The 21,409-nt window shown below is 65.7% G+C and carries 23 protein-coding genes; 11 read left to right on the top strand and 12 right to left on the bottom strand.

Annotated features, from left to right (window positions below):
* Nucleotides 1–16: 16 nt before the first annotated feature.
* Nucleotides 17–529, bottom strand: a complete 513-nt coding sequence (locus tag QQK63_RS03390) for a hypothetical protein (RefSeq protein ID WP_277827550.1) — start codon at nucleotides 527–529, stop codon at nucleotides 17–19.
* Nucleotides 530–1,333: 804 nt separating this feature from the next.
* Here QQK63_RS03390 and QQK63_RS03395 point away from each other — a divergent pair.
* The 10 genes from QQK63_RS03395 to QQK63_RS03440 all read left to right on the top strand — a co-directional run bounded on the left by QQK63_RS03395 (nucleotide 1,334) and on the right by QQK63_RS03440 (nucleotide 9,449).
* A complete protein-coding gene (locus tag QQK63_RS03395) occupies nucleotides 1,334–2,509 on the top strand; it encodes an AAA family ATPase (protein WP_277827548.1) in 1,176 nt (391 codons plus the stop codon).
* A 10-nt stretch (nucleotides 2,510–2,519) separates the two neighbouring features.
* A complete protein-coding gene (locus tag QQK63_RS03400; RefSeq protein ID WP_277827546.1) occupies nucleotides 2,520–2,933 on the top strand; it encodes a hypothetical protein in 414 nt (137 codons plus the stop codon).
* The gene (locus QQK63_RS03405) at nucleotides 2,930–3,313 is read left to right on the top strand and encodes a DUF6634 family protein (protein WP_277827544.1); all 384 of its coding nucleotides are present in this window, start codon (nucleotides 2,930–2,932) and stop codon (nucleotides 3,311–3,313) included. Before QQK63_RS03400 ends, QQK63_RS03405 begins: the two co-directional genes overlap by 4 nt.
* Nucleotides 3,313–3,870, top strand: coding sequence for a metallophosphoesterase (locus QQK63_RS03410; protein ID WP_277827542.1), 558 nt, complete (start codon nucleotides 3,313–3,315; stop codon nucleotides 3,868–3,870). Before QQK63_RS03405 ends, QQK63_RS03410 begins: the two co-directional genes overlap by 1 nt.
* Entirely contained in the window at nucleotides 3,867–4,409 is a 543-nt protein-coding gene (locus QQK63_RS03415; RefSeq protein WP_277827540.1) for a metallophosphoesterase, read from the top strand. Before QQK63_RS03410 ends, QQK63_RS03415 begins: the two co-directional genes overlap by 4 nt.
* A gap of 717 nt (nucleotides 4,410–5,126) precedes the next feature.
* Nucleotides 5,127–6,140, top strand: coding sequence for a ligase-associated DNA damage response exonuclease (locus QQK63_RS03420; RefSeq protein ID WP_277827538.1), 1,014 nt, complete (start codon nucleotides 5,127–5,129; stop codon nucleotides 6,138–6,140).
* On the top strand, nucleotides 6,137–7,024 hold the full coding sequence (locus QQK63_RS03425) for an alpha/beta hydrolase (RefSeq protein ID WP_277827536.1): 888 nt from the start codon (nucleotides 6,137–6,139) through the stop codon (nucleotides 7,022–7,024). The genes QQK63_RS03420 and QQK63_RS03425 overlap by 4 nt, the downstream gene beginning before the upstream one ends.
* A complete protein-coding gene (locus tag QQK63_RS03430) occupies nucleotides 7,021–8,619 on the top strand; it encodes an ATP-dependent DNA ligase (protein WP_277827534.1) in 1,599 nt (532 codons plus the stop codon). Before QQK63_RS03425 ends, QQK63_RS03430 begins: the two co-directional genes overlap by 4 nt.
* A 152-nt stretch (nucleotides 8,620–8,771) precedes the next feature.
* A complete protein-coding gene (locus tag QQK63_RS03435) occupies nucleotides 8,772–8,954 on the top strand; it encodes a hypothetical protein (protein ID WP_277827532.1) in 183 nt (60 codons plus the stop codon).
* 105 nt (nucleotides 8,955–9,059) lie between these two features.
* Nucleotides 9,060–9,449, top strand: a complete 390-nt coding sequence (locus tag QQK63_RS03440; RefSeq protein WP_277827530.1) for a DUF4149 domain-containing protein — start codon at nucleotides 9,060–9,062, stop codon at nucleotides 9,447–9,449.
* Nucleotides 9,450–9,456: 7 nt separating this feature from the next.
* Here the strand turns inward: QQK63_RS03440 and QQK63_RS03445 are convergent, their stop codons facing one another.
* From QQK63_RS03445 to QQK63_RS03490, 10 genes are all read right to left on the bottom strand, one after another.
* Complete coding sequence (locus QQK63_RS03445; RefSeq protein ID WP_277827528.1) at nucleotides 9,457–10,236, bottom strand: gamma-glutamyl-gamma-aminobutyrate hydrolase family protein; 780 nt, start codon at nucleotides 10,234–10,236, stop codon at nucleotides 9,457–9,459.
* Between the two features lie 133 nt (nucleotides 10,237–10,369).
* Nucleotides 10,370–10,783: a RidA family protein gene (locus tag QQK63_RS03450; RefSeq protein ID WP_277827526.1), complete on the bottom strand. Its 414-nt coding sequence runs from the start codon at nucleotides 10,781–10,783 to the stop codon at nucleotides 10,370–10,372.
* Nucleotides 10,780–11,199 (bottom strand): GlcG/HbpS family heme-binding protein, encoded by a 420-nt coding sequence (locus QQK63_RS03455; RefSeq protein ID WP_277827524.1) that lies wholly within the window; start codon nucleotides 11,197–11,199, stop codon nucleotides 10,780–10,782. The genes QQK63_RS03450 and QQK63_RS03455 overlap by 4 nt, the downstream gene beginning before the upstream one ends.
* A gap of 142 nt (nucleotides 11,200–11,341) precedes the next feature.
* The gene (locus QQK63_RS03460) at nucleotides 11,342–13,486 is read right to left on the bottom strand and encodes a malate synthase G (RefSeq protein ID WP_277827522.1); all 2,145 of its coding nucleotides are present in this window, start codon (nucleotides 13,484–13,486) and stop codon (nucleotides 11,342–11,344) included.
* Between the two features lie 111 nt (nucleotides 13,487–13,597).
* Nucleotides 13,598–14,455, bottom strand: coding sequence for a Hint domain-containing protein (locus QQK63_RS03465; protein ID WP_277827520.1), 858 nt, complete (start codon nucleotides 14,453–14,455; stop codon nucleotides 13,598–13,600).
* A gap of 44 nt (nucleotides 14,456–14,499) precedes the next feature.
* Nucleotides 14,500–14,685, bottom strand: coding sequence for a DUF2256 domain-containing protein (locus QQK63_RS03470; protein ID WP_277827518.1), 186 nt, complete (start codon nucleotides 14,683–14,685; stop codon nucleotides 14,500–14,502).
* A 42-nt stretch (nucleotides 14,686–14,727) separates the two neighbouring features.
* Complete coding sequence (locus QQK63_RS03475) at nucleotides 14,728–16,263, bottom strand: FAD-binding domain-containing protein (RefSeq protein ID WP_277827516.1); 1,536 nt, start codon at nucleotides 16,261–16,263, stop codon at nucleotides 14,728–14,730.
* Nucleotides 16,264–16,318: 55 nt separating this feature from the next.
* On the bottom strand, nucleotides 16,319–16,498 hold the full coding sequence (locus tag QQK63_RS03480; protein WP_277827514.1) for a hypothetical protein: 180 nt from the start codon (nucleotides 16,496–16,498) through the stop codon (nucleotides 16,319–16,321).
* Nucleotides 16,499–16,698: 200 nt separating this feature from the next.
* Complete coding sequence (locus QQK63_RS03485; protein ID WP_277827512.1) at nucleotides 16,699–17,418, bottom strand: helix-turn-helix transcriptional regulator; 720 nt, start codon at nucleotides 17,416–17,418, stop codon at nucleotides 16,699–16,701.
* Complete coding sequence (locus tag QQK63_RS03490) at nucleotides 17,418–17,801, bottom strand: VOC family protein (RefSeq protein WP_277827510.1); 384 nt, start codon at nucleotides 17,799–17,801, stop codon at nucleotides 17,418–17,420. Before QQK63_RS03490 ends, QQK63_RS03485 begins: the two co-directional genes overlap by 1 nt.
* 148 nt (nucleotides 17,802–17,949) lie before the next feature.
* Between QQK63_RS03490 and pepN the strand changes: the two genes are divergently transcribed.
* Nucleotides 17,950–20,550, top strand: a complete 2,601-nt coding sequence (gene pepN, locus QQK63_RS03495; protein ID WP_277827508.1) for an aminopeptidase N — start codon at nucleotides 17,950–17,952, stop codon at nucleotides 20,548–20,550.
* Between the two features lie 61 nt (nucleotides 20,551–20,611).
* Here the strand turns inward: pepN and QQK63_RS03500 are convergent, their stop codons facing one another.
* Nucleotides 20,612–21,379, bottom strand: a complete 768-nt coding sequence (locus QQK63_RS03500; RefSeq protein ID WP_277827506.1) for an acetyltransferase domain-containing protein — start codon at nucleotides 21,377–21,379, stop codon at nucleotides 20,612–20,614.
* Between the last annotated feature and the right edge of the window lie 30 nt (nucleotides 21,380–21,409).

Below are 21,409 nucleotides of genomic sequence, written 5' to 3' on the forward strand. Positions count from 1 at the left end.
CGGGGGCGCCTCAGGCCTAGCTCAGGCTCAGCGCCCCCATCCAGACCAGCACCGCGATCCGGGCAAGATCCGCCTGGATCCGCGGTCCGTCATGGCGCGCCGCCGCACGCCAGACGCCCATCGTGGCCACCAGATTGAAGGGCAGCGACAGCCCGTAGCCCACCACCAGCGCCAACAGCGGCTGGTCGATGGTGATCAGCCACAAAAAACCAAGGCTCGTCGACACATTGACCACGAGCCCGCCCAGAACCGCCCAGTTCCAGAAGGCATCGCCCAAAGGCAGGTTCCCCCGCCAAAGATCTCCGATGACGCGCATGACGTTACGATCGCAGAGCCTATGGTCACACGCCAGCCCCGCTTGCATTACCGACGCCGCGTTCGACCCACCTTTGCCACCTGCGCCTCGTCTCGGATCGACTTGCCCGACGACGCGGTTGAGCACGTCCTTGGCCAATCGGTTAAAGCTCTCGCCGGCCAATTCCGCTGCCATCACCGCCTTGCGGTAAACTTCGGGACTGTCCCGGAACATCACTTGGTCGGAGAAGGCGTTTTGCGGGCCCTTACCGATGCAAGCTCAGGTCTCGCTGAAACCCTCGCCTGCCTCATGAAACGCCGCGCGTTAACCTTCCACGGGCTCGGTATGGAACCCAACCCTATCTTAGATCCCAGCAATCAGAACTGTGAAAACGCGATCGTCGTTGTCATGCCCGACCCGAGCGGCATAGCCCATTTGGGCCATCGCATAAGTCATGGTCGCACTCCGATCCTGATCAGGAAATCGCATACATTTCGGGCCTGATATCTTTTTGCTTCCGCGACAGGGTGGAGCTGCTGAAACGTCACCACCTCCCCATCCTTGTCAAACCGTTCCCACGAAACCCGGCCCTAGATGAGCTGCGCGCCCGCGACCAGCTGCCTCCGCTCGATGGCCGCCCATTAGACCGTCCCGGAGACCAGGTCGGCAACGACACCGGCAAGCTTCTGAATTCATAAAAATAAGAAACCTCACCGATCTTATTCAAATGCGCCGTTTATCCCAATGCGCTCTCAGCCGCTTCTGCGACTTGTCGTACCTCGCTCAGTAGAAATCAATCCGACAATACCCCGACATCTCCATACTGGCCCTATGGGCGCTAGCGACCGAGCCGCCGATGATCGGCCTTGACGCAAGCGGACCGGGGCGCCATGCTCGCTGCATGGTTAAGCAGCGCACCATTACCATACGGATCTGACCCGGCTTCTCCGCCGGGATCGGTCCACGCGTATCTGACCCGTTTTCCCAAACACACTCGCGTCCGATCCCCTACGACCTCTGTATGTTCGGATCGTGCGCATGTCCCGTACTTCATCTACCCTCTACCCGTTCCTGCTCGTCCCACCCCAGCCCAAGGTCCACAATGCGAACAAGCTTGTGGAGCGCTTCAAGGCGCATCTGCGCGACCTGCGATATGATCCACCCACGACGGAGCGGATCGCCGAGGTCGTTGCCAAACGGCAGGCCATCATGGCGGAGGCCCAAGACCCCGCCATGGGCGAGTGGCAGGCTGACACCTTCTATCCTTGGCCGCCGCTCCACCCGGACGGGGTCATGCTCAGTGCTGAGGATCATGCGAAGATCCAGCGTCGCGCGCGCTGTCTTGCCGGTGATGGGAAGACCGCTGCCAATCCCTACGCTGCGCTGAAGAAGGAAGAAATCGACCGCATCAAACCCGTAGAAGCCGGCGTGCCCGCTGTTATGACCGGCAGCCTCGACTGGGCCGACCAGATCGCAGCTGATCTGCACGACCGGATGCCTTGGATGGCCCCCGCCACCACGCATGCGTGGCATGCCCTGCGGGCTGCTGCGCGGGACGGCGGGCCGATCGTTTTGCGCCCCTTCCTCCTGAACGGGCCCTGGGGCATCGGCAAGTCAGTCTGGGCACGGGCGCTTGCCGATCACCTCGCGCTGCCCTGGGCCGAGCTGGATGCGTCGAAGGGCGGCGTCGGTTTCGCCTTGGCGGGTCTCGAGCGCGGTTGGAGCGGCCAGCAGCCCGGCAAGCCGGTTGAGACGATCCTCGAGCGACGGATCATCAACCCGGTGATCATCGTCGACGAGCTTTGCAAGGCCAAGAATGCGACGAGCAGCAAGGGCAGCCATTTCAGCTTCTTCGACGCGCTCCTAGGGCTTTTGGAACCTGCTACGGCGGCGCGGTGGGAATGCCATGCGCTGCGTTTGCCCTTCGACATGTCGCGCATCTCTTGGGTCATGACCTCGAACACGACCCAGACGATCCCGCAGGCGGTTCTGAGCCGCTGCGCGATCATCGATCTACCCGACGTCACGCTGGAGCAGCTGGTCACCTTTGCCCGGCGTGAGGCGGAGGAGAAGGGTCTGTCCGAAGCGTCTGTGGACGCCCTGCTTATGACCATCGAGGAAGCCTATCGGCTGCATGGTCGCGTCAGCCTGCGCGACGTCAACCGGATGCTCGAACGGGCCCAGGTGCTCGAGAACCGCCCCACCCTGCATTGAGGAGACCAACATGCCCCACAATTTCCAGCTCCCGCCCGAACAGATGGACATTCTCGAGCGCTATCCGGCCCTGTTTGGGCTGGCCCCGGGAGGCAAGGGCCTGACCCTGCTCGGCGACGGCTTTGCCTGCGGTGCGGGCTGGTATCCGATCCTCGACCGCCTTTTCGCGGATCTCGCCGTGATCCGGCGGGAAGATGTCCTGACCCGGCTTCGGGTCGTGCAGGTCAAGGAGAAGTTCGGTGGCCTCCGGGTCTATGTCGACGGCGGCAACGAGCGCATCCAGGCGCGGATCGCCGATGCCGAGACCGAGGCTGCGGCGACCTGCGAGCATTGCGGCGGCCCCAGCCCCGGGCGGCGCAGCCACGACGGTTGGTACGGGAATATCTGCGACAGCTGCGCTCAAAAGAGGAGATCGGAACCATGACCTTCAACAAGAAGATGTCCGATGCCGCTGCTGCCGTGCTGGCGGGACCGTCGGCCGACGAGGTCGCAGCCAGCCCAATCCTCCTGAACTGGTCCTTCACGATCCAGTGGAGCGGTAGCCTCGCCTTGGCGGGTCGGGTGCAAGACAGCCCCGACTTCGCCGACAATGAGGCAATCGTGACGAGCCCGCTTGTCTTCCTCGATCAGCAGCGTGGCATCGCTCGTACCCGGTCCCGCTGGTATCGCCTTGGCGCGATGCAGCCTGACCCGGAGCGCATGCGCGGTGCCTTCAGGCCCGACCCGGCTGCGGTCGATGCCTTCCTGCGAGCGCAACTCGTGTTGCTGATCGAAGCACAGCACCTGTTCGAGGGGACCTGGTGATGGCCCATCTCTTCACCGCCGACCTGCATTTCGGGCACCGGCGCATCATCGACTTCTGCCACCGTCCCTTCGCGTCGGCTGCGGAGATGGACAGCCAAATCCTCACCCGAATGCAGACCGCCATGTCGTCGGAAGATGATCTGTGGGTCGTGGGTGACTTTGCCTTCGGTGGGTCGGATCAGGCGAGGAAGCTTGAAGCCTATCTGGCGTCCATCCCGGGCCGCAAGCATCTGGTCCGCGGCAACCACGACAAGTCATGGATGACGAAACTGGCGGGATGGACCAGCGTCCACGACCTCGTGGAGCTCGTGATCGAAGAGACGCGGCTGACCTTGTGTCACTACCCGATGATCACCTTTCCCGGCGCGCGGCACGGAGCGCTGCAGCTGTTCGGTCATGTCCATGACAACTGGCGTGGCAGCCGTAACAGCGTGAACGTCGGGGTCGATGTCTGGGACTTTCGGCCTGTCGGCCTCGCCGAGATCAAGCGCCGCGCAGCGACCCTGCCGGTCAATCCGTTCTGGTCAGAGGTCGAACCAAGGAGTATCCTGCAATGACCAATCAGGTCGCGGGCCGCCAGCCCCGTATCCTTGTTCTTGGCGACCTGCATGCCGACAGCTGGTGGCATGTCGGCGACCGAGTGCTGCAGGTGACTGGCCTCGGGCGGTGGATTCTCGACAGCGCGCCGGATCTTCTGATCGTTGCAGGCGACATCGCCGATAACCCGAGGCAAAACTGGATCGGAGCCCTGCGGGAGATCGAGGAGTATATCTTGCCGCAAGATGTCATCATCTTGCCCGGCAACCATGATTATTATCGTTTCAGCCTCGACGGAGACGACGAGCTGCGCCGTCTCGCGGAGCGGGCTGGGATGCGCTTTGCGCAAAAGGAGGAGATCCGCATCGGCACGGTCCGGATCCTCTGCTGCACGCTCTGGACGGATTTCGCGTTCAACGGCGATGCCGAATGGGGAGCGCTCGCCGCGCGGCCCAGGCTCAACGATTACCACCAGATCACGACAGATCCGTCCATTGGCACGATCGCAAGCCACATCCGGTCTGCCGCGATAGAGTTCACCTATGACCGCACGACATAGGAAAGTCCGAAGATCGATCCCTTGTGGTCCGAACTGGACGACAGACGGCCTGAACCTCGGTCAGCATGGTGGGGTGCTCCTTCGCTGCTTAGCGTTATAACTGCACAGTGGGATTTAGCACTCCATACGGCTCTGATTGCTCTGCTGCATAAAGCCGAATTTCCAGGTAGATGTTTTATCCTAGGACAAGTTCCTCTCAGCCATTTATTTCTCTCTCCTTCTCCCTCTTTCTCTTTCTCTTTCTCTTTCTCTTTCTCTTTCTCTTTCTCTTTCTCTTTCTCTTTCTCTTTCGAGAAGAACTTGAAAAATCCCTTATCTCCCATTTCTTACTTTTTAAAGTGATAAGTTCCAAGGTCTCCCAATTCTTAGAATTATTGAATTCACAAAAAGGGGTATAATCTTTCCTCTTCACCTTCTACATTAATTGCCGAGTGAAGGCCCTTCCATAAGCTGCTTTCAGAGATGCTCAGTGACTTTGGCTTAAATGGTTTTTCCAGAGGCTATCGTGCTCCCATTTAACCACCTCTCAACCCATCCGCCCACCCTCACGCTTGCTCGTCGGCCGAAAAGCCTGATCCCCTTCATCTTGGCGGAAAAACGCCAAGAGAGTCGCCAAAGGCGGCGGGAGCAGAGCCCCCTACTTTGGTCTCGTCGTCTCTGGCGACCGGGGCAGAGCCCCCACCTTGCGCCGCCCTCACAGGCCGCTACCTTCCCACCATGGTCCTGACCTTCACCGAAGCCGGCATCTATTGCCCGGCGGCAGATGCCCATATCGACCCTTGGCGCCCCGTGGACCGGGCGCTGATCACCCATGGCCATTCGGACCACGCCCGCTGGGGCCACCGCCGCTACCTCGCGACCGAGGCGGCGGCGCCGGTGATCCGCCACCGCTTGGGCGACATCACGCTCCAGACCATTCGCTACGGCGAGCGTCTCAAGATGGGTGACGCCACGATCAGCTACCACCCCGCAGGCCATGTGCCGGGCTCGGCCCAGATTCGGGTCGAGGTGGGCGGCGAGGTCTGGGTGGTGTCGGGCGATTACAAGACAACACCCGACGGGCTTTCCGAACCTTTCGAGCCTCTCCGCTGCCACGCCTTCATCTCCGAATGCACCTTCGGCCTGCCGATCTACCGCTGGCCCGACGAGGCGACACTGGCGCGCGAGATCAACGGCTGGTGGCTCGAGACGCGCGCCAAGGGCCAGACGGCCATCCTCGGCGTCTATGCGCTGGGCAAGGCGCAGCGCGTGCTGCGCCTTCTCGACCCCTCGATCGGCCCGATCCTGACCCATGGCGCGGTCGAGGCCACGACCGAGGTCCTGCGCGCCCAGGGCATCGCGCTTCCCGCGACGATCCCCGTTACCCAGGCTCTCGACCTCAAGACGCATCGCGGGGCGATGGTGCTGGCCCCACCCTCCGCGCTCGGCTCGGCCTGGATGCGGAAATTCGGGCCCGTCTCGACCGGCTTTGCCTCGGGCTGGATGCGGCTTCGCGGCGTGCGCCGCAGACGCGCGGCCGACCGGGGGTTCGTCGTCTCCGACCATGCCGATTGGGCGGGCCTGAACAGCGCCATCGCCGAAACCGGCGCCGAAAAGATCTTCGTCACCCATGGCTACACCGCCCAATTCGCCCAGTGGCTCCGCGCGCAGGGCTATGACGCAGGCATTGTGCAGACCGAGTTTGGCGGCGAGACGCTCGACGATACGCCGGAAACCGAGGTGCCGGAATGACCGACCTCACCGCCCTTGACCGGTTCTGGCGCGGCACCGCGCGCTGGCTCGATCGCCCGGTCCTGACCGCGCTCCCCTCCCAACGGCTCCTGCGCGGCCTCTTCGCGCTGTCGTCCCGCTTGGGCAGCGCGCTCCCCCCGGGCACCGCGCAACGGCAAGACGCCACAGGCGCGCTCTGGCTGACGCCGCCCGGTGTCGCCCCAGACGCGCCCCTCCTGATGTACCTGCACGGCGGCGGCTTCACCATCGGCAGCCCGCGCACCCACGCGGCCCTTGCCGCCCATCTCGCCGCCCATGCGGGCCTGCGCGTGGTCATGCCCCGCTACAGGCTCGCCCCCGAACATCCCGCGCCCGCCGCCCGCGAGGATGCCATCGCCGCCTACCGCCACCTGGTCGAGGCCGGAACGCCCCCCGCGGCGCTGGCGGGCGACAGCGCGGGCGGCAACCTTGCGCTCCTCATCGCGCAGCACGCCCGCGATACGGGCCTCCCCCTGCCGCGCGCCATGGCGCTCATCGCGCCTGCCGCCGACCTCAGTGGCGACATCGCCGCCCGCTTCGCCGCCGCCCCGGGCGAGATCCTCATCCCGCCCGCTTGGGCGCGCCGCATCCGCCGTGCCTACCTGCCCGGCGTAGATCCGACCGATCCTGCTATATCCCCCCTCCACGGCGACCTGACTGGCCTGCCCCCTACGCGCCTGCACGCCGGGGCCGAAGAGGCCTTGGCCGATGAGGCGCGCCGCCTTGCCGCCGCCATGGATCACGCCGAGCTGTCGCTCTGGCCGGTCCTGCCCCATGTCTGGCACCTCCACGCTGGCCGCGCCCCCGCCGCCGACCGCGCGCTGGCCGACCTTGGCACTTTCCTCGCCGCCCATATCCCCCGATGAAGGATTTCGCCGCCCTTTTCACCACGCTGGACCAGACCACCAAGACCAGCGTCAAGACCGCAGCGCTGGCGGAATATTTCCGCACCGCCCCCGAGGATGACCGCCTCTGGACCGTGGCGCTTCTCTCGGGGCGCCGCCCGCGCCGCTCCATCACCTCGACACGCCTGCGCGAATGGGCGGCCGAACGGGCAGGCATCTCCCTGTGGCTGTTCGAGGCCTGCTACCCGGTCGTGGGCGACCTCTCGGAAACCATCGCCCTCGTCCTGCCCCCGCCCGCCACGCAGATCGAGAAATCCCTCACCGGCTGGATCACCGCCCTGCGTGCGCTGGACAAGGCCGACGACCCCACCCGCAAGGACTTCGTCTTCACCGCTTGGGACGGGCTCGCCCCCACCGAACGCTTCGTCTTCAACAAGCTCATCACCGGCGGCTGGCGCATGGGCGTGAGCCAGAAATTGATGACCCGCGCGCTCGCCCAGGCAACCGGCATCGACGAGGCCGAACTGACCCACCGCCTGATGGGCGATTGGTCCCCCGACCGCATCACCTGGGATGGCCTTATCACCGCCCCCGATCCCGCCGCCGACCTCTCCCGCCCCTATCCCTTCAGCCTCGCCCATCCGCTGGAGGACGCGCCCGAAACGCTCGGGCCTGTCACCGACTGGATCGCCGAACACAAATGGGACGGCATCCGTGGCCAGCTGATCTTGCGCGGCGGCGACCACCACCTGTGGTCCCGCGGCGAAGAGTTGATGACCGACCGCTTTCCCGAACTGGCGCAACTGACCGATTTCCTGCCCCACGGCACCGTCATCGACGGCGAGGTTCTCGCCTGGAACAATGCCGCCGATACGCCCCTCGGTTTCTCCAGCCTGCAACCCCGGATCGGCCGCAAGACCGTGCCGAAAAAACTCCTGACCGACGCCCCGGTCATCGTGATGGCCTATGACCTCCTCGAATGGCAGGGCGCCGATATCCGCGACTGGCCGCTGTCGCGCCGCCGCGCCACCTTGGCCACGGCGCTCTTTGACCTCCCCCTCGGCCTGCCGCTGCGCCTCTCCCCGCCCGTGCCCGCGCAGGACTGGACCGACCTCGCCCAAGCCCGCGCGACAGCACGCGACATCGGGGCCGAGGGGCTGATGCTCAAACGCGCCGCCTCCCCCTACCTGCCGGGCCGCCGCCGCGGCGATTGGTGGAAATGGAAACTCGATCCCCTGACCATCGACGCCGTGATGATCTATGCGCAGGCAGGCTCCGGGCGGCGCGCCACGCTCTACACCGATTTCACCTTCGCCGTGCGCGACGGCGAGGCGCTCGTCCCCTTCACCAAGGCCTATTCGGGTCTCACCGACGCGGAATTCCGCGAAATCACCGCTTGGGTGCGCAAGAACACCACCGACCGTTTCGGCCCGGTGCGCGCCGTCAGGCCCGAACATGTCTTCGAAATCGCCTTCGAAGGGATACAGGCCAGCCCCCGCCACAAATCCGGCGTGGCGCTCCGCTTTCCCCGGATGGCGCGCTGGCGGCGCGACAAACCCGTGGCCGAGGCCAATACGCTCGACGATCTCAAGGCAATGCTGGCGCAATACGGCTGACACGCCGCCCATGCGCCCATTCCTTGGGCGGCCGCCCGGTTTCCGGGCAGAACACGGGATAGACCGGTGCCCCCCTTCCGCGCTATCCTGCCCCTCCACCGGAACCGGGCCCGCGCCCGCGCGTCGGCCCCCAAGGAACGGGAGATCGACCGATGGACCACAAGGATCTCGTGCAATACGCGCGCAGCCTCTACGACGCCCACGGCGACAAGGCCGAGGCCGAGGCGGCTCAAAAAGCCCTCGCCGCGCGCGAAGCCGGACATGCGAAAGACGCAGACAAATGGGGCAAGATCCGCACCCATATCCGCGAATTGCGCGGTCCCCGCGCGACCTGAGCGCGATCTGACAGCGATCTGACAGCGATCTAAGGCGACCCTGCGACAAGCCACCGCGCCGCGTCCCGGCTGGTCCTGCGCGTGCGGGCCGCTAGTTGGCCCACCATGAGCATGATCGCCCTTCTTCTCGCCGCCACCCTGCTTGGGGGCATGGTGTTTTTCAGCTTCGGCTTCGCGCCGGTCTTGTTCGCCCAATTGCCGATGGACAAGGTGCGCCCGCTCCTGCGCGGAACGTTCCCCTACTATTACCTGGCCGTGATCGCGCTGTCGGGCGTGGCGGCGCTGGCGACGATCCCGGTGTCGGGCATGGCCTCGGCGCTTTTGGGGGTGATCTGCCTCACCACGATCTATGCACGGCAGGACCTGATGGGCCGGATCAATGCCGCCACCGACCGGGGCGACAGCGCCGCGTTCAAACGGCTTCACGGACTGTCGGTCGTGGTCCAACTGATCCAGATCGGCCTTGCCGGTTGGGCGGTCGTTTTGCTCGGCTGATCGTCGTTCAGGCGACGGCAGCCACAGGCATCGGACGCCGGCTTTCCGCCCAGGCCCGCGCCGCCCGGCCGAAGGCCTCGAACAGCGGCCGGCTCACCGGATCCTGCGCCGCGCGATATTCCGGATGCCATTGCACCGACAGCGTGAACCCCGGCGCGCCCTCGATATAGATCGCCTCGGGTGTGCCGTCGGGCGCATGCCCGTCGATCACCACGCGCCCGCCCGGCCGCTTGATCCCCTGCCCGTGCAACGTGTTGGTCATCACCTCGGTCGCGCCGAGAATGCGGTGAAACGGCCCGCCCTCGGTCAGGGTCACGACATGGCGCAGCGCGAATTTCTCTTCGATCGTGCCATCGGGCGGCATCCGGTGGTTCATCCGTCCCGGCAGATCGCGGATCTCGGGATAAAGCGAGCCGCCCATGGCGACATTCACCTCTTGAAAGCCCCGGCACACGCCCAGAAACGGCTGCCCCCGTTCCACGCAGGCCCGGATCAGCGGCAGGGCCACCGCGTCGCGCGCCCGGTCGAATGCGCCATGCGCCTCGGTCTCGGCCTCGCCATATTCCTCGGGATGCACGTTCGGACGCCCGCCGGTGAACAGGAACCCGTCGCAGACTTCGACCAGTTCGGCCACGCTCACAAACCTTGGATCGGCCGGGATCACCAGCGGCAGACCGCCCGAAACATCGGCCACCGCTTCGGCGTTCATCGCGCCGCCCGCATAGGTGCGGTACTGCTCGTTCACGAGATGCTGGTTTCCGATGATGCCGATGACGGGCCGCGCCATGTGGTCTCCCCTGTGCTTGGCCACCAGATCTAGCGCGATTTCCTGCAAACGAAAAGACCGCGCCGGAACCAGATGCCCCGCAGCACCGCATCTGCCTGCAAAACAGGCACTGGCAGGGCCCCTCTGCCCCGGCTCAGACCGGGGCGGCCACGCCCCCCTGCCCCGCACCCGGCAGACGGGCCGTCACCTCGATCTCGATCAGCATCCGCGGATCCTGCAACCCCGCCACGATCATCGTCGCCGCAGGCCGGACCTCCCCCAGCCACGCGCGTGTGACAGGCCAGCAATCAGGCCAGAGCGAGGCATCGGGCAAGATGTAATGCACCCGCACGACATCGGCCATGGAAGCCCCCGCCTGCCGCAGCGCCGCGTCGATATTGGCGAAGGTCTGCTCGGCCTGCGCCGCGACCTCGGAGGAAATCTCCATCTTCGCGTAATCGAACCCCGTCGTCCCCGCGACGAAGACCCAGCCGTCCTGCACCACGGCGCGGGAATAGCCGATCTCTGCCTCGAAGGGCGACCCCGAAGAGATCAGTCGCCGGCTCACGCCAGCGCCTCGAACCCCGCCGCCGTGATCCCGGCCACAGCCACGGCCGCATCATTGTCCGACGTGTCGCCTGTCACGCCGACAGCCCCCACAACCGCGCCATCGCGCAAGACCAGCACACCGCCCGGCACCGGCACGACCTTCCCCTCGAAGGCCCCGTTCACAGCCGCCATGAAATAGGCCTGCGCCTCGGCGCGGGCCATCTGCGCGCTGCCGGGCATCCCCAGCATGACCGCGCCATAGGCCTTGGCCCGCGCGATCTCGAACCGGCCCGGGCTTGCCCCGTCCTCCCGCTCGAAGGCCAGAAGATGTCCGCCCGCATCCAGAACGCAGACCGACAGCGGCTTCAGCCCCATCTCGCGCCCCGTCGCGCGCGCCACCGCGATCATCTCGCGCGCCGCTCCCAGAGTAATCATCTCTTAACACTCCCTGTGATGTCTTAACCTGCCGTTAAGGCGCTTAACCCCCTGTCAAGGTTAACGCGCCCCCCGGCACCCCTTCATCTTGGCCCGAAAACTCCGGGGGAGCCCGGAACGGGCGGGGGCAGAGCCCCCAGCCTCAGGCCGCCTTCAGCTCCAGCCGCCGGGCATGAAGCACCGGCTCGGTATAACCCGAAGGCTGCTCGCGGCCCTTGAAAACAAGGTCGCAAGCGGCGGCAAAGGCGATGCCGTTGAACCCCGGCGCCATCGGCGTATAGCCCGGATCGCCGGCATTCTGCCGGTCCACCACCGCCGCCATCCGGCGCAGGATCTCCATCACCTGCGCCTCGCTGATCACGCCGTGATGCAGCCAGTTGGCGATGTGCTGGGCAGAAATCCGGCAGGTCGCACGATCCTCCATCAAGGCTACATCGTTGATATCAGGCACTTTCGAACAGCCCACGCCCGCATCGATCCAGCGCACCACATAGCCCAGGATCCCTTGGGCATTGTTCTCGACCTCGCGGGTGATCTGCGCCTCGGTCCAGCGCTGGTAGGAGGCCAGCGGGATGTCGAGAAGCGCATTCACATAGGCTCGCCGCCCGCCCGCCTCCAGCTTTTGCTGGACGGCCGCGACATTGACCTGGTGGTAATGCAGCGCATGAAGCGTGGCCGCCGTCGGGCTCGGAACCCAGGCGCAATTGGCACCCGCGCGCGGATGCTCGATCTTGACCTCAAGCATCTCGGCCATGGCATCGGGCTTGGCCCACATGCCCTTGCCGATCTGCGCGCGCCCGCGCAGCCCGCATTCCAGGCCGATATCGACATTCTGGTTCTCGTAGGCCGCGATCCAGCTCTTGCGCTTGATGAAATCCTTGCGGCTGAAGGGACCGGCCTCCATCGAGGTATGGATCTCGTCGCCCGTCCGATCGAGGAACCCGGTGTTGATGAAGGCTACGCGATGCTTGGCCGCGCGGATGCATTCCTTGAGGTTGACGCTGGTGCGCCGCTCCTCGTCCATCACGCCCAGCTTGACGGTATAGCGCGGCAGGCCCAGCAATTCCTCGACCTTGGTGAAGGTCTCGTCGGCGAAGGCCACTTCCTCCGGCCCATGCATCTTGGGTTTGACGACATAGACCGAACCCGCATGGCTGTTGCGCAGGCCCTTGTCCTTTTTCAGGTCGTGCAGCGCGATCAGCACCGTGATCATCGCATCCATCAGACCCTCGTAGGCCTCGGATCCGTCCTCGAGCAAGATCGCCGGATTGGTCATCAGGTGGCCGACATTGCGCACCAGCATCAAGGCGCGGCCCTTGACCTCAAGCGCCGTGCCATCGGGCGCGACATAGTCGAGGTCGGGGGACAGCTTGCGGGTCATCATCTGCCCGCCCTTCTCGAAGGTCTCCGACAGATCGCCCTGCATCAGGCCCAGCCAGTTGCCATAGGCCTGCACCTTGTCCTCGGCATCGACGCAGGCGACCGAATCCTCGCAATCCATGATCGCGCTGACCGCCGCCTCCATCCGCACATCGGCAAGCCCCGCCTGATCGCGCGACCCGATGGGATGGGTGCGGTCGAAAACCAGTTCGACATGCAAACCGTTGTTGACCAGCAGCACCCGCTCGGGCGCCTTGGGATGGCCACGGTAGCCCGCGAATTTGGCGGGCTGCTCCAGCGGCTTGTCGTCGATCAGCAGCTGGCCCTTGTCGACGTGGTAACGCCGCGCGTCGGCGTGGCTGTGACCGACGATCGGGAAGGCGCTGTCGAGAAACACCCGCGCCCGCGCCACAACCCGCGCGCCACGCCCCCGGTCATAGCCACCGGCTTTGGGCAAGCTGCCCATCGCGTCGGTGCCGTAGAAGGCATCGTAAAGGCTGCCCCAACGGGCATTGGCCGCGTTCAACGCGAACCGCGCATTGGTGATCGGCACCACCAGCTGCGGGCCCGCGACGGTCGCGATCTCGGGGTCGATGCGATCGGTCTCAAGGGAAAACGCCTCGCCCTCGGGCATGAGGTAACCGATCTCGCGCAAGAAAGCCTCGTAGGCGTCGGCATCATGGGGTTTGCCCCGACGCGCGATGTGCCACGCGTCGATCTTTGCCTGAAGATCCTGACGCTTGTCCAAAAGCGCCCTGTTCTTGCCGGCCGACCCATGCAGCAGGTCCGAAAACCCGGTCCAGAACGCCTCTGTCGCCACGCCGGTTCCGGGCAGAGCCCGCTGTTCCAGAAAGTCCGCCAGAACCGCCGCCACCTGCAGCCGTCCGCGTGTCACATACTCAGCCATGTTCACCCCTTCGATGCAATGTCGCCGGTATCCCGCAGCATACCGGCCCCTCGCGGAGCGGATTACGGAAAAAGTTTCCGATCGGCAACAGCCTGACCGCGACAAGTCGGCTCAGCGCAGACGCGCAATCGCCTCGGCTTCGGTCAGGCGCGGCAGGATCGGGGTCATGTCGACCTCACGCGATCCGACAGCCTCCGCGCGCCACCAGCTTTCGCAGGAAAGACCTTGGGCCAAGATCAGGCTATGACGCGGCAACAGGATCTGGTGCCATGTCACACTCGCCCCGAACTCGGCGCGCCCATGGCCCAACTCTGTCAGCGCCGAGGCCGGAACCAGCACCGCCTCGCCCTGAAGCTCGGCACGGAGCGCGTGGTTGCCCGAAATCAGAAGATCCTCGCTCAGCCCCCAAAACCCCCGCCGAAAGCGGATCGGCGCGGCGACGCCGCGGGCCACCACCGTCCGGATCTCGATCCGGACGATCGGCTCGAACTTGTCCGCACCGGTCCAGACCAGATCACCGTGCGACAGCGTTTCCACCGGACGCTTGCCTTGGGCGGTCATGATGCGCGTGCCGCTGACGAAACCGCCGTGAAAGGCGGCATCGCCCCCCTCGCCCGTGACCGGCAGGGACAGCAGGTAATCGCGCCCCGCCCGCAGCGGCAGAGAGGTCGCGATGGCGGTGACCGCCCCGCCCTCCGCATCGATCCGGTAGCCGACAAGGCGGACGTTCTTGGCGGTATCGACAAGAGTCCAAAGCGGTGTGGCCGTGTCACCCAAGGCAAGCTCGATCCCGTCGATCCTTGCGGGCGCGGCCAGCCGCCCCCCGTCCAGCTCCAGCGAAACGGGCACGGCATGGCGCGACAGGCTGACGGTCAGTTGCCGTCCGGTCTGGGCGGCGAGATGCGGATCGGGCGGCAGCGTGGTGCCGAAATCGGACGGCAGATAGGCATAAAGTGCGACCCGTGGCATCGTTACCCCTTATCCGCGCCACACCTGCACGGGGCGCGAAACCCTCACCCCGAGCGCCGCCCGGTCGGACCCGGCGCCTGCGCCTGCTTTGGCCGCGTGTCGCGGCACCGATCCGAACAATACCGGACCTCGTCCCAGACCTTTTCCCACTTCTTGCGCCAGGTAAAGGGCCGGCCACAGGTGACGCAGGTCTTTTGGGGAAGGTCGGATTTCTTGCGCATCTTGGCCATGAGGGCGGAGCTATGCCGCCCCGCGCACCCGGCAAGGGCGCGCTAGAGATCGAGGCTCAATTGCCCCACCGCCGCAGTGCGCCGCCCGCGTCGGGGCGCACGATCATTGACGAAATGCCGCCCCGCGCCGCCATCCTTGCGGCTGGCGTGTTTCTCGACGATCTGGGCCGCCTCCGACCGGAAGGCATCACCGTGGCGCACGGCCCACACTTTCTCGCGGGCGGTCCGGCCAGCTTGGGCCAGATCGATCAGGGGCACGGGGTAGCGCTTGCCAAGCACGCGGCCCGCACCGTCCCAGCGCCACGGTTCTTGCAAAAACGCGTCGGGCACATCGCGCAATTCGGGGCACCAGTGCCGGGTGAACGCACCGGTCGGATCCTGTTCCAACCCCTGCTTGACGGGATTGTACATGCGCACGGTGTTCATGCCCGTCGTGCCCGATTGCATCTGCATCTGCGGCCAGTGGATACCGGGTTCGTAATCGGTGAACATCCGCGCCAGATGTGGCCCCGTGCTGCGCCAATCGAGCCAAAGGTGATAGCTGGCAAAGGACACAAGCATCGCGCGCATCCGGAAATTGAGCCAACCGGTTGCGATCAGCGACCGCATACAGGCATCGACAAAGGGAAATCCGGTCTCCCCCGCCTCCCAGGCCGCGCGGCGGGTCGCGTCGTCGCCGCGCAAACCCTCGTAGGCGGAATGCAGGCAACGATGTTCGAGCGCCGGCTCATCCTCCAGCTTCTGCATGAAATGGTCGCGCCAGGCGAGCCGCGCCTCGAAACTCTGCATCGCGCCCGCCCATCCCTCGCGCGTGCCCTTGGCCTCACGCTTGCGCAGCGCAGCGGCCTCGGCCGCCTCGCGGGGGGAAATCGTGCCCCATGCCAAATGCGGGCTGAGGCGCGAACAGGCGGTTGCCCCCTCAAGCGGCGATGACATGGCGCGGCGATACTGTCGGCCCCGGCTGTCGAGGAAGGAGGACAAAAGCGTCAGCGCCTCGGGCCTGCCACCCTTTTGCCGACCGGGACAGGGGTCGAAGCCAAGACCCAGATCACGCGCCTCGGGCATCGGCCCGGGCTCGATGGGAAAGCCCCTCAGCGCCTTGGGCGTGGCAACCTGCCCCGCCCGGATCACGCGGTCGCGCCGCGCCGCCCAGCCGTCCCGCCCATCAAGCCGCCGCACGACCCCCATTTGCGGAATCTCGCGCCACGTGACACCAGCCGCGCGCAGTACAGCCGCGACAGCGCGGTCGCGCGCATAGCTCCAGCCGTTTCCGGTTTCCTCAAGGCTCAGAACCTCGCGGATACCGGTCGCGACCAAAACCTCCTGCAGTATAGGGATGGCCGCGCCTGTCCGAACGACCAGCGGCGCGCCGATCTGCGCAAGATCGCCCCGCAGTATCGCAAGACTTTCGGAGACAAAGCGCCACTGGCGGGCAGAGGCGTCGGGTTGCGCCCAAGCCTCAGGTTCCACGATGAACAGCGGCAGAATTCGACTGCCCCGCGCGGCCGCCTCGGCCAACACGGGGTTGTCCTGCACGCGCAGATCGCGCTTGAACCAAACAAGAACATCCGTACCCATGGCGGGTCAGATAGCAGGTGGGCAGGGCCTGTCAAAGGCCCTGCGCGCGATGGGATCAGTTCGAGGGGGCGGGTGCGATCACACCATCTTCAGCAGCGTCGTCGCTGCCTGCGACCTGCAGAGCGATGAAGCCCAAAAGGATCACGACAGCCAGAACGATGAGACCGCGCAGGATCGTCAGGACGGGCTTGTGGCGGCGTTCCTGTTTCTCGACATTGGTTCCGGGTGCGGACATGACAGTCTCCTTTCGTCTTTGGTGTCGATAACGTCACTCGACCGGGCTGACCGATGACACACCAAAGTTCACCTATGGTCTTTCGCCGGGGCTTCAACCCTTGACAGACCTGACCGACGCCGGGGCCGTCGCGACCTACACCCCTTCAAGCACCTGATTTACAACAGGATAAAAGAGGAAAAAAGGTGTCCGTCTCGCCCTTAAGGGCGGCGGAACGGCAAGGGCCCGTGGTCTGCTGCCCGGGGCTCGGCCTCGACACGGGCGTAAAAGTCGACAAGCCGCTTGCCGCGCTCGGATCGGAACCTGTCGCCGGGCGTCATGTCCGCGATGCGGTCGGCGCGGAACATGCGGAAATCCTCGCGCAGTTCGCACCACGCGATCAGGGTCCAGACCTTGCCCCAGAAAAGCTGGCCCAAGGGGCGGACGCTGCGCGCGGTCAGCACGCCCGCCTCGTCACGGTAGGAAAGATGCAGTCTGAACGCGCCGTCGATGGCCGATTGCAGCACGTCGAGCCGGTCGCGCAGGGGCGCGTCGAAACCGATGCCGATGGCCGCCAGCGCCACGTCGCGCGCGGGGCCCTGTTCGGCCTCGGGAAGGACGGCGCGGATCTTGACCAGCGCCTCCTCGGCGGCGCGGCCCATCTCGGCCCCGCCAAAGGCTTGCAACAGACGCGCGCCCGCCACCAGCGCCGTCACCTCGTCGCGGGTGAACATCAGCGGCGGCAGGTCGAACCCCGCCGCCATGACGTAACCCACGCCCGCCTCACCCTCGATCGGCACGCCCGTGCCCTGAAGATCGGCAATGTCGCGGTAGATGGTGCGGGTGCTGACCTCCAGCCGTTCGGCCAGCCCTTGCGCGGTGACAAGCCGACCGCCGCGCAGATATTGCACGATCTGGAACAGACGGTCGGCCCGGCGCATCAGGCGCGCTTCGCCTCGAAAAGCCCGATGGAATTGCCGTCAGGATCGGTGATGTAGGCAAAGCGGCCCGCCGGGATCTCGATGGGGGGCGAGATCACGGTGCCACCTGCGGGCGCGACGCGGGCCAATGCCGCCTCCAGCGCATCCGCGATGGCCAGATGCACGGTCGGTCCCACGCCGCCCCGCGCGGGCGTGCCGGGGTAAAGATGGACGCCGCCACCCGAATGTGGCGGGTCGGACCGGCAGGTTGCGGTCTCGTTGGGACCCATCAGTTCTTTCTCGTAAAGCGCGCCGGTGACGGTCTGGTAAAAGGCGATCCCGGCATCGAGATCGGCGACGGGGATCTCCGTCCAGGCGACGGGAAGGGCGGGGGTAAAGGTCATGTCGGGATACTCCATTTGACGTGACTGGCCCTGGCGTCATGACATACCCCTGCTGACAGCCTGCTGTCAGCAGTGTTTCGGGCGGTCCGCTTGCGGCGGGCGCGCCTGCGGCCTAGCTTGGCCCACGTCCGATCCCCGAGAGGTCCCGATGAAAGACGCCGCACCCCAGCCCATTCACCTGGCCGATTACCACCCGCCCTCGCATCTGGTCGAGGCGGTGGAACTGACCTTTCGGCTGGCCCCCAAGGGAACCCGCGTCCTGTCGAAAATCCGGTTCCGCGCCAATCCCCTTGGGTTGGAAAACGGCAACCTGCGCCTCGATGGCGAAAACCTGCGCCTTCTGTCCTGCGCGATCGACGGGGCCCCGCTGACGGCGCTCGATTACCTGCTGACGCCAGAGGGGCTGACCGTGCCCGCCGAACGCCTGCCCGGTCGCGCCTTCACATGGGAGGCGGAAGTCGAGATCGACCCGGCTGACAACACAGCACTCGAAGGGCTCTACACCTCCGGCGGCATGTTCTGCACCCAATGCGAAGCCGAAGGGTTCCGCAAGATCACCTTCTACCCCGACCGCCCCGACGTGATGGCCCCCTTCACCGTGCGGATCGAGAGCGATCTGCCAGTGCTTCTGTCCAACGGCAATCCCGGCGCCTCGGGCCCCGGATGGGCCGAATGGCACGATCCCTGGCCCAAACCCGCCTATCTGTTCGCGCTGGTCGCGGGCGATCTGGTGGCGCACAGCGACAATTTCACCACGATGTCGGGCCGCAGTGTCGATCTCAACATCTGGGTCCGCCCCGGCGACGAGGGCAAATGCGCCTATGCGATGGACGCGCTCAAACGATCCATGCGCTGGGACGAAGAGGTCTATGGCCGGGAATACGATCTCGATGTGTTCAACATCGTCGCCGTCGACGATTTCAACATGGGCGCGATGGAGAACAAGGGGCTGAACATCTTCAACTCCAAATATGTCCTCGCCAGCCCAGAAACCGCGACCGACCGCGACTACGATTTCATCGAAAGCATCGTCGCGCATGAGTATTTCCACAACTGGACCGGCAACCGCATCACCTGCCGCGACTGGTTCCAGCTCTGCCTCAAGGAGGGGCTGACGGTCTTCCGCGACCAGCAGTTCAGCGCCGACACCCGCAGCGCAGCGGTTCAGCGGATCGAGGATGTGTTGCAACTCCGCGCCCGCCAGTTCCGCGAGGATGCGGGGCCCCTGGCGCATAACGTGCGACCCGACAGCTATGTCGAGATCAACAATTTCTACACCGCCACCGTCTACGAAAAGGGCGCCGAACTGATCGGGATGCTGCGGCGGATCGTGGGCGCGCAGGAATACCGCGCCGCCTTGGACGAATATTTCCGCCGCCATGACGGACAGGCCTGCACGATCGAGGATTGGCTGGCCGTGTTCGAGGATGTGACCGGCCGCGACCTGTCGCAGTTCAAGCGCTGGTACACGCAGGCCGGAACGCCGCGTGTCGCCGCGCACTGGCAGGTGGCCGACGGGCGGCTGCATCTGCGGCTGTCCCAAACGGTCCCGCCGACACCGGGCCAGCCCTTGAAGGAACATGTGGTGATCCCGGTCGCGCTGGGTCTTCTGTCGCCCGAGGGGGCGGAGCTTTTGCCCGAGACCACCGTGATCCTCGACGGACCGGAACTGACCTTGGATTTCGATTTGGACGAGATGTCCCGGCGGGCGGGTGTCGCACGACCCGACCGCGTGATCCCGTCTCTGCTCAGGGGGTTTTCCGCCCCCGTCATCCTCGATGCATCCCTGTCGCGCGCGGACCGGCTGGTGCTGCTCGCCCATGACCCCGACCCCTTCAACCGGTGGGAGGCCGGGCGCAGCCTGATGCGCGAGACCCTGATGGGGATGCTCACGGGCGCGGAGGCAGATCCGGCGCTTTTCGACGCGCTCGATCGGCTCTTGAACGACGACAGCCTCGATCCGGCCTTCCGCGCGCTCTGCCTTGCCCTGCCGTCCGAGGATGACATGGCGCAGGCGGCCCATGACGCGGGCCTCGTGCCCGATCCAACCGCGATCCACGCGACCCGCCGCGCCATGCAAACGGCCATGGCGACCGCATTGGCAGACACCCTGTCGGCGCTTTACGACGCGATGGACCCCGGCCCCGCCTACAGCCCCGATGCCGATCAGGCGGCCAGACGGTCGCTCAGGAACGCGGCGCTGACGCTGCTGGGCCGTATCGAGGGGTCGGCGCGCGCCAAGGCGCATTACGAGGCCGCCAGCAACATGACGGACGAGATCGCGGCCTTCACCACGCTGTTGGAGGCAGGCGATACGGAGGTGGCCGGACACTTCCACGACCGGTGGAAAGCGGACCGGTTGGTGATGGACAAATGGTTCATGGCGCAGGTCGCCCATGCCGCCCCGGATCGGGCCGTCGCCATGGCGGAAGAACTGACCAACCATCCGCTCTTCGACTGGACGAACCCCAACCGGTTCCGGTCGGTGATCGGGGGGCTGACGGCAGGCAACCCGGCGGGCTTTCACGATCCGACGGGCGCGGGCTACCGGTTCTTGGCCGATTGGCTGATCCGGGTCGACGCCAAGAACCCGCAGACGGCGGCGCGCCTGTCGACGGCCTTCGAGACATGGAAACGGTATGACGCGGACCGTCAGGCGCTGATCACGGGCGAGTTGGACCGGATCGCGGGCACCGAAGGTCTGAGCCGCGACCTGTCGGAAATGGTGGCGCGGATGCGGGGGGCCTGATCCCCGCGCGTGGCGCGAGACGCCCCGTCGGTTTTTCCCGTATTTGGGGGAAGATGAAGGATCAGCCGCGCAGTTGGGCGGCAAGCCAGACAAGCGAGATCAGAACCGGCTGGTGGACCAGGTAGACCGCAAGGCTGTATCGCCCGGGAAGGGCGAGGGCCCGGGCCATGGGTCCTGCCTGCCAGCGCGCGAGCCTCTCCCAAACTCCCGCCTTCTGCATCAGCCGGGCCGCGGCGATGCCCAAAAGCACCGGGGCGAACCACGGAAAGATCGGCACGTAATCCACCGACCGGATCCCCACCGCCTGCAATCCCGTCCACCAGAACCACGGCGCGTCGAAGGCCGGAAAGCGCATGGCATTCGGCAGCCACAAGACCACGGCCCCAATCGCCAGAAGCACCGGCGCGGGCAGACGCAAGAACGCGAGGCCGAGCAGGCTTGAGGCGGCGATGCAATGCAAGATGCCGAAGAAGATGAAGGCCTCTGGCATGGCGATCCAAGTCGCCAGCGTGATGACGGCGGCGGCAGCGGCGATCTTGAGGAGACGCCAGCCAAAGCCGCGCCAGCGGATGCCCTGCCCGTGCCCAAGAACAAGGCCCATGCCCACAAGAAACAGGAAAGAGCCCGCCGTTAGATAGGCCAGCCAACGCCATCCGGGCAGCATCGTCGTGCCCGGCGCTGCGAAGCCGAAGAGTTCGAGATCGAAGGCGAAATGGAACACCGCCATCGCCAGAAGCGCCGCACTGCGCGCGAGATCGAGCGCCACCAGCCTGCCCGCCGCGATCCCCGCGCCCTGCCCCATCTTTGATGTTTCCGTCACGCTTGTCATGCCGCCAAGCCTAGCAGGCCCGCCGCGCCC

This window comes from Roseicyclus marinus, assembly GCF_030163795.1.
GTDB lineage: Bacteria > Pseudomonadota > Alphaproteobacteria > Rhodobacterales > Rhodobacteraceae > Roseicyclus > Roseicyclus marinus.

Excerpts from the sequence above, each read along its gene's own strand:
- QQK63_RS03390 (WP_277827550.1), bottom strand. The coding sequence starts at position 529 with ATGTTCCGGGACAGTCCCGAAGTTTACCGCAAGGCGGTGATGGCAGCG.
- QQK63_RS03395 (WP_277827548.1), top strand. The coding sequence starts at position 1,334 with ATGTCCCGTACTTCATCTACCCTCTACCCGTTCCTGCTCGTCCCACCC.
- QQK63_RS03400 (WP_277827546.1), top strand. The coding sequence starts at position 2,520 with ATGCCCCACAATTTCCAGCTCCCGCCCGAACAGATGGACATTCTCGAG.
- QQK63_RS03405 (WP_277827544.1), top strand. The coding sequence starts at position 2,930 with ATGACCTTCAACAAGAAGATGTCCGATGCCGCTGCTGCCGTGCTGGCG.
- QQK63_RS03410 (WP_277827542.1), top strand. The coding sequence starts at position 3,313 with ATGGCCCATCTCTTCACCGCCGACCTGCATTTCGGGCACCGGCGCATC.
- QQK63_RS03415 (WP_277827540.1), top strand. The coding sequence starts at position 3,867 with ATGACCAATCAGGTCGCGGGCCGCCAGCCCCGTATCCTTGTTCTTGGC.
- QQK63_RS03420 (WP_277827538.1), top strand. The coding sequence starts at position 5,127 with ATGGTCCTGACCTTCACCGAAGCCGGCATCTATTGCCCGGCGGCAGAT.
- QQK63_RS03425 (WP_277827536.1), top strand. The coding sequence starts at position 6,137 with ATGACCGACCTCACCGCCCTTGACCGGTTCTGGCGCGGCACCGCGCGC.
- QQK63_RS03430 (WP_277827534.1), top strand. The coding sequence starts at position 7,021 with ATGAAGGATTTCGCCGCCCTTTTCACCACGCTGGACCAGACCACCAAG.
- QQK63_RS03435 (WP_277827532.1), top strand. The coding sequence starts at position 8,772 with ATGGACCACAAGGATCTCGTGCAATACGCGCGCAGCCTCTACGACGCC.
- QQK63_RS03440 (WP_277827530.1), top strand. The coding sequence starts at position 9,060 with ATGAGCATGATCGCCCTTCTTCTCGCCGCCACCCTGCTTGGGGGCATG.
- QQK63_RS03445 (WP_277827528.1), bottom strand. The coding sequence starts at position 10,236 with ATGGCGCGGCCCGTCATCGGCATCATCGGAAACCAGCATCTCGTGAAC.
- QQK63_RS03455 (WP_277827524.1), bottom strand. The coding sequence starts at position 11,199 with ATGATTACTCTGGGAGCGGCGCGCGAGATGATCGCGGTGGCGCGCGCG.
- QQK63_RS03460 (WP_277827522.1), bottom strand. The coding sequence starts at position 13,486 with ATGGCTGAGTATGTGACACGCGGACGGCTGCAGGTGGCGGCGGTTCTG.
- QQK63_RS03465 (WP_277827520.1), bottom strand. The coding sequence starts at position 14,455 with ATGCCACGGGTCGCACTTTATGCCTATCTGCCGTCCGATTTCGGCACC.
- QQK63_RS03470 (WP_277827518.1), bottom strand. The coding sequence starts at position 14,685 with ATGGCCAAGATGCGCAAGAAATCCGACCTTCCCCAAAAGACCTGCGTC.
- QQK63_RS03475 (WP_277827516.1), bottom strand. The coding sequence starts at position 16,263 with ATGGGTACGGATGTTCTTGTTTGGTTCAAGCGCGATCTGCGCGTGCAG.
- QQK63_RS03480 (WP_277827514.1), bottom strand. The coding sequence starts at position 16,498 with ATGTCCGCACCCGGAACCAATGTCGAGAAACAGGAACGCCGCCACAAG.
- QQK63_RS03485 (WP_277827512.1), bottom strand. The coding sequence starts at position 17,418 with ATGCGCCGGGCCGACCGTCTGTTCCAGATCGTGCAATATCTGCGCGGC.
- QQK63_RS03490 (WP_277827510.1), bottom strand. The coding sequence starts at position 17,801 with ATGACCTTTACCCCCGCCCTTCCCGTCGCCTGGACGGAGATCCCCGTC.
- pepN (WP_277827508.1), top strand. The coding sequence starts at position 17,950 with ATGAAAGACGCCGCACCCCAGCCCATTCACCTGGCCGATTACCACCCG.
- QQK63_RS03500 (WP_277827506.1), bottom strand. The coding sequence starts at position 21,379 with ATGACAAGCGTGACGGAAACATCAAAGATGGGGCAGGGCGCGGGGATC.